This window comes from Microbacterium sp. CIAB417 (assembly GCF_022788845.1).
The window spans coordinates 558,577-565,195 of the sequence record NZ_JAHZUT010000005.1 but is presented as its reverse complement, the minus strand read 5'-3'; the positions used below and the strand labels follow the sequence as shown (position 1 = coordinate 565,195).

Annotated in this window: 4 protein-coding genes and 1 tRNA gene; 2 read left to right on the top strand and 3 right to left on the bottom strand. The window is 70.0% G+C overall.

All coding sequences use genetic code 11. The features are described 5' to 3' along the window. Positions 1-400: 400 nt before the first annotated feature. The 3 genes from nusG to KYX17_RS23565 all read right to left on the bottom strand — a co-directional run bounded on the left by nusG (position 401) and on the right by KYX17_RS23565 (position 1,812). On the bottom strand, positions 401-1,390 hold the full coding sequence (nusG, locus tag KYX17_RS23575) for a transcription termination/antitermination protein NusG (RefSeq protein ID WP_243229869.1): 990 nt from the start codon (positions 1,388-1,390) through the stop codon (positions 401-403). A 45-nt stretch (positions 1,391-1,435) separates the two neighbouring features. Further along, a complete protein-coding gene (gene secE / locus KYX17_RS23570) occupies positions 1,436-1,699 on the bottom strand; it encodes a preprotein translocase subunit SecE (protein WP_243229866.1) in 264 nt (87 codons plus the stop codon). A gap of 40 nt (positions 1,700-1,739) precedes the next feature. After that, positions 1,740-1,812, bottom strand: a tRNA-Trp gene (locus KYX17_RS23565). Between the two features lie 154 nt (positions 1,813-1,966). Between KYX17_RS23565 and KYX17_RS23560 the strand changes: the two genes are divergently transcribed. Both KYX17_RS23560 and KYX17_RS23555 read left to right on the top strand, forming a co-directional pair. After that, complete coding sequence (locus tag KYX17_RS23560; RefSeq protein WP_243229865.1) at positions 1,967-3,784, top strand: HSP90 family protein; 1,818 nt, start codon at positions 1,967-1,969, stop codon at positions 3,782-3,784. 25 nt (positions 3,785-3,809) lie between these two features. Continuing rightward, positions 3,810-6,608, top strand: a complete 2,799-nt coding sequence (locus KYX17_RS23555; protein ID WP_243229863.1) for a hypothetical protein — start codon at positions 3,810-3,812, stop codon at positions 6,606-6,608. Positions 6,609-6,619: the final 11 nt, after the last annotated feature.

The following is a 6,619-nucleotide window of genomic DNA, read 5'->3' as shown; positions in this document are numbered from 1 at the left end:
AGCACCGGCGTTGATCTGAAGCTTGATCAGGCCGGTCACCTTCTTCTTCGGTGCCATTCTCTTTCCTTTCGTCGAGCGGATGCCGTGTGCATGCGCTCTCCCACGGGCCCGGCGAATCCGGGTCGTGGTCGTCTGCGCGCGCGGAAGCGGCGCACAAACCAGGCAAGTCTACCCGATGCGGCCGGATGCCGTGGACGAACGAGAACGGCCGCCCCGATCGGGACGGCCGTTCCAGGAAGGCGATGGTTTCGACTCGCTTCGCTCGCTCAACCTTGTGACGCCCTCGCATCAACGCTGCTGCGCAGCATTGATAGAAAAGGCGCTGGTTTCGACTCGCTTCGCTCGCTCAACCTTGTGACGCCCTCGCATCAACGCTGCTGCGCAGCATTGATCCGAGTCGTCACAACATCTTCGTGACCTGGTCGAACGACAGCTCGACCGGGGTCTCGCGCTCGAAGAGGGAAACGAGAACCGTGAGCTTGCCGCTCTCGGGCTTGATCTCGCTGATCGAACCGGGAAGGCCGGCGAACGAGCCCTCCTTGATCGTGATCGTCTCGCCGATCTCGAAGTCGACCTCGGCGGCGACCGGACGGGCGACGGCGACGCCGCCCTTGGCCTGCACGTTCTTCGCGGTGGGGACGTCCTTGACCTCGACGAGGGACTTCAGCATGTTGAAGGCCTCTTCGAAGCGCAGCGGGGTCGGGTTGTGCGCGTTGCCGACGAACCCGGTGACACCGGGCGTGTGGCGGACGACCGACCAGGTGTCCTCGTTGAGCTCCATGCGCACCAGCACGTAACCGGGAATCCGCACGCGCGTGACCATCTTGCGCTGGCCGTTCTTGATCTCGACGACGTCCTCCATCGGGACCTCGACCTGATAGATGTCGTCCTCGACCTCGAGCGTCGACTTGCGCTGCTCGATGTTGGCCTTGACCTTGCGCTCGAAGCCGGCGTACGAGTGGATGACGTACCACTTGCCGGGCAGCATCCGCAGATCCTGACGGAACTCCTCGTAGGGGTCCGCCTCCTCGTCGCCGTTCACGTCGGGACCGTCGTAGGGGGCGACCTCGTCGGCCACCGCGGCCTCGCGGTCGGCGACCTCCTCGGCCACCGAGTCGTTCAGGACTTCAGCGGCGGCCTCGGACTCAGCCGCCTCGTCCAGGTTGAGAGCGTCGTTCACGATCGCGTCCGCCTCCGGGTCGTCGATGTCGATGTCGTCATCCGTGTCGTCTTCCTCGTCGTCGCCCTCGACATGCAGAGCGACGTGCTCGGCCGGAGCGACCGAGGACTCCTCGGCGGAGAGGACGTTGCCCTCCTGCGCCTCGTCGTCCTCGCTGGACTGCTCCGCGGCGGTCGCCCAGTCGGCGTCGTCGGAATATCGTTCAGACACGTTGTTTCTTTCCATTCACTGCGGCACGCAGGCCGCTTTCGGGGGTTACTGCGGAACCCCGAAGACCTGAGTCGTCAGCCACGAGAAGGCGGTGTCCAGGCCGTAGACGAAGGCCATCACGATCACCACGAAGACGAGGACCACAAGAGTGAACTTGACCAGTTCCTTGCGGGTCGGCGTGACGACCTTGCGGAGCTCGCCGATGACCTGACGGAAGAACAGCGCGATGCGGCCGAAGAAGCCCAGCTTCTTGACACGGGCTGCGCCGCCTGCCGCGACGACCTCGCCGCGCGGTTCGTCCTGATCCATCCTGAATGTACCTTTCGTGTGCCAGCGTGGCGCTGACGCGCAGGGCGGACAGGAATCGAACCTGCAACCTGCGGTTTTGGAGACCGCTGCTCTGCCAATTGAGCTACCGCCCTAGAGACCATGAGGCCCCTGGATCCGCATCGCTTCTGCACCCGTGGGCACGGCGAAACAATGCAGACAACTGCTCCACCAGTGTAGGGCATCCCACGGGGCCCGGCGAACAGAGCCCGTCCTGTTAGGCTCGTCAGTCGGTCGAGGGAGGGCGTCGTGCACGGGGAGATCCAGCAGTTCCAGGTCGATCTTCGCGGTGTCGTGGACCTGTTGAGCCGCCACATCTATTCCAGTCCGCGCGTGTATCTGCGGGAGCTGCTGCAGAACGCCCGCGACGCCATCACCGCCCGCGGCGAGGTCGACGGGGCCGGCGGCACCATTCGTATCACCCCGCTGACCGAGGCATCCGGTGAGTTCGTCCTGCGCGACGACGGCGTGGGCCTGGACGCCACCGAGGTCGCCGAGCTGCTCGCCACCGTCGGGCGGAGCTCCAAGCGCGACATCTTCGACCTCCCCCGCAGCGACTACCTCGGTCAGTTCGGGATCGGTCTGCTCAGCTGCTTCATGGTCGCCGACACGATCGTCATCCGCTCGCGCAGCGCCCGAGGCGGCGCGAGCGTGGAGTGGACCGGCAGCGCCGACGGCACGTTCCAGGTCGCCGAGCTCGACGAGGAGCTTCCGATCGGCACGAGCGTGCACCTCATCCCCCGCTTCGACGCCGACGACCTGCTGCGCCCGGCCGCGGTGCGCGAGCTCGCGACCGTCTTCGGGGAGTTCCTTCCCGTGCGGGTCGTGCTGGAGACGGCGTCCGGAGACATCGACCTGACCCGACCCGCACCGTTCCTGGATGCGCGTGCAGATCCCGACTCCGCCGTCCAGTACGGCCGCGACCTCGTCGGCTCCACGCCGCTCGACGTCATCGAGCTCGCAGAGCCGGCCACCGGCACCCGTGGTCTCGCCTACGTCCTGCCGTTCGCGCCGCCCCCGGGCTCGCGCCAGGCCACACGCATGTATCTGGGCAGCATGCTGCTCTCCGAGCGTGCCGACGTCGTCCTGCCCGACTGGGCCTTCTTCGTCAGGGCCGTCGTAGACTCCACCGGCCTCGCGCCGACCGCGAGCCGGGAGTCCCTCGTCGAGGATGCCGCGCTCGAGCGCGTGAGGGAGCAGCTCGGGGCCGGGATCCGACGCTGGATCCTCGAACTGGGTCTGCGCGAACCGCACCGGCTGGCGCAGTTCGTCGCGATCCACGAAGTCGGGCTCAAGTCGCTCGTGCGCCACGACGAGGAGCTCGCGGCGTTCATCACCCGCTGGCTGACCGTCGAGACGACCCATGGCACCCTGCGGATCGGCGATCTCGTCGAGCAGTTCGCTCACGTCAGGTACGCGCAGACCGTCGACGAGTTCCGTCAGGTCGCCGGGATCTCGCCGAACGCCGAGGTGCTGGTCAACGGCGGCTACCTCTACGACGCGGACCTCGTGCGGATGCTGCCCGAACTGTACCCGCACGTGACCGTCGAGAAGGTCGACGTGTCCGGGGAGCTCGACCGGCTCGACCCGCCGCCCCTGGACGACCGCGCCGCAGCCATCGCCCTGGAGGACCGGGCGGGCGCCGTGCTCGCGGCATCCGACTGCTCGGTCGTGGTGCGTTCGATCGATCGGCCGGAGCTCACCGGACTGTATGTCGCCGACCCCGAGGTGCTGCGCGCTCTCGACCGCGGGCGCACCCAGGGGATCACGGGAGCGCTGTGGGGCGGTGTGCTTGCGCGCATCGACGACACGCTGTCCGCCGGGCGGGAGGACGATCTCCGTGCCCGGCTGTGCCTGAACTGGTCCAACCGCGTGGTCCGCTCGCTCACCGGCGTGCGCGACGACGCGGTCTTCGCCCGCACCGTCCAGCTGCTGTACATCCAGGCGCTGCTGGCGGGCCACCATCCGCTCTCCGACGCCGACCGCGGGCTGATGACGACCGCGCTCGCGGACCTCGTCTCCCTGTCCGCCGGGCTCGACGTCGACACGATCGACGACCCCCGCTGATCACGCCGCCGAAGAAGGGTATCCGATGGCACGTCCCAAGAAGCAGTTCCAGCAGCTCCTCGAGGAGATCGACCGCACACCGTGGGGTCCGGCGGAACAGGCACTCGTCTCCCAGGCCGTCGCCTTGGCGCAGGAGATCGGGGACGACCGACTCGAGTACCAGGCCCGCATGCGCCAGACCGCGTCGGCGAACATGGGCGGCGCGACCGACGTGATGCTGAACTCGTTCGCCTGGTGCCTCGCACGCCATGACGCGGATCCGGCCCGCTTCCCCGCCGACATCGACAACGGCGGTGCGGACCTGATGTGGCAGTTCAAGTGGATGGCCTCCGCGCTGCGCTCCTCCCCCGCGTTCGCCTCCGAACAGATCTCCGCCGTCCTCGACGACATGGAGGCCCACTACCGCCAGGCGGGCTTGGGGATGAGCGGCGTCCTGACCGCCCGATTCGAGGACGCCTGGGATGCCGGGCGCCTCGACGAGGCCGAGAAGCTGCGCGTGCAGCTCGAGGCGACGCCGCGCGACGACTACAGCCACTGCGACGCGTGCAGCCGCAGCCAGGTCGCCGGCTTCTTCGTCGACACGGATCGGGATGCCGAAGCCATCCGCCTCGTGGAGGAGATGATCGAAGGCGGCTTCTCGTGCGGCGAGGAGCCCGAGCACGCCCTCTCCCGGGTGCTGCTGCCGTACCTGCGGGCCGATCGCCTGGACGAGGCGAAGACCGCCCACCTGCGCAGCTACCGCCTGGCCAAGGACAACCCGGACAACTTGACCATCGTCGCGAACAACGTCGTCTTCTGCGCCGTCAGCGGGAACGAGGCCCGCGCCCTGTCGCTCGTCGAACGGCACCTGCCCTGGCTCGCCCACGACGGTCTGAACGTCGACGCCCATTTCACCGCCCTGGGGGCGATCGCCTTCGCCCTGGACCGCGTGACGGCTGCCGGACACGGCGACACCCCCGTGCGCGGCGCGGACGCCGCGGCGCTGCAGCCGTTCTTCGGAGAGCACGAGGGCGCCTGGTCCGCCGCCGAGCTCGCCGCCGCGGCGTGGTCGGCCGCCGAGCGCATCGCCGGCGAGTTCGACGCCCGCGACGGCGGGGACGCGCATGCCGGCCGGCTGCGCCGTCTGCGCGGGCTGGCCGAGGCCTCCTACGACGTCCCGATCCGCTCCGACGCCTTCGTCGAGCCGGTGGCCGCCGCGTATCCGGCCGATGCCGATGCGTGGTATGCGCGCGTGGTCGAGCTCGCCGACTACGGCGCCGAGAGCGACACGCTGAGCGCCCTGCCCCATGCCTTCGACGTGACCGATGCCGCGAAGACCACGCGCCTGAACGCGATCCGCCTGGCCGTCCTCGTCGCCGGTGAGCGCGAGGACGAGGCCCGCGCTTTCGTCCCGGATCGGATCGCCGCCCTGCGGGCCGCGGGCGACGAGGCCCAGGCGGCGCTCGAGGAGCGGCTGGGACTGGCGATGTTCGGCGAAGCCGGCCCCGACGCCGTCGCGGCGCTCGACCGGGAGCTCGCGGACGACGAGGCGCTGCCGGCCGCGTCGCGCGGCGACCTCGCGATCACGCGTGCGTCGCTGCATCTCAAGGAGTCCGAGTTCGACGCCGCCCTCGATCTCGCCGAGCGCGCGCTCCGCGGCTTCGCCGAGGCCGGGGATGCGCGCCGCGTGCACGGCACGAGCCTGCTCGCCGTCTTCGCGCTGCTGCAGACCGAGCAGATCGAGCGCGCGCTCGGCCACCTGGACCGTCTGCTCGCCGAGGAGTCCCTCGGCGACGGGCACCGTGCGCGAGCGCTGGAGATCCGCGCGCGCATCCGCGGAGGACAGGGCGAGTTCGCGCCGGGGGCCGCCGACGCCGACGAGACCTGCCGCCTCCTCGCCTCGATCGGGGCGAGCGGCAGCCTCGCCGCCGCGCACATGCTCGCTGGGGCGCTCTGGGAGGACGCCGGCGAGGCGGACCAGGCCGTGAGCCGCTACCGCACGGCCGCTCACCTCGTCCAGCAGGACGGCGGCGACCTCTCCGGCATCGACTTCCGCCTCGCGCGTGCCATGCTGTCGGCCGGGGATGCCGCGGAGGCGGCGGAGCTGTTCGGCGACGTGCTGCGACGCGAGGAGGAGGCCGAGGTCACCGAAGGCTCCCGCGCGATGACCGTCGCAATGCTCGCCCGCGCACTCACCGCCTCGGGCGAGTACGGTCAGGCAGTCGGTGCCTTCGGTTACGCCGCGGAGCTGTACGGCGCCGCGGGAGAAGGACCGGACCAGGCGATGTCGCTCACCGAGCGCGCCAAGATCCTCGCCCGCTTCGATGAGCACGACGACGCGATCGAGTCCCTCGAGCAGGCGGCCGAGATCGTCCGTCGGTCCCCTGACGCCGTCGGGGCCCTGTCGGAGGTGCTCCACAATCTCGCGCAGGCCTATGCCTCCCAGCAGGACGAACGGGCCTTCGGCCTGTTCGACGAGGTGGCCTCCCTCGCGACCGAGCACGAGGCGGGCTGGCTGCTCGCCGACGTCACGGACTCGCGGGCGCGCGCCTTCGCATCCCTCGGACGCGTCGACGAGGCGGTGGCCGCCGCGCTCACCGCTGCCGACGGCTTCCTCGGTGTCGGCGATGCGGGAGCGGCCGGCGGCTCCGAGCTGTTCGCCGCCCGCGTGCTGGCGGGGAACGAGCGCGGTGAGGACGCGGTGGCGATCTATCGCACCGTCCTCGAGCACGCCGCGGAGATCCCGCCGCTGCGGCAGGTCGCCGCGCTCGAGCTCGGCGACGTGCTCGAAGGCCTCGGACGCACCGCCGAAGCCGCCGAGGCGCGGGCCGTCGCCGAGGCCTGAGCGACCGCCCG

What these genes read in the sequence shown, in the direction of transcription:
- secE (WP_243229866.1), bottom strand. Translation starts at nt 1,699, where the DNA reads ATGGATCAGGACGAACCGCGCGGCGAGGTCGTCGCGGCAGGCGGCGCA.
- KYX17_RS23555 (WP_243229863.1), top strand. Translation starts at nt 3,810, where the DNA reads ATGGCACGTCCCAAGAAGCAGTTCCAGCAGCTCCTCGAGGAGATCGAC.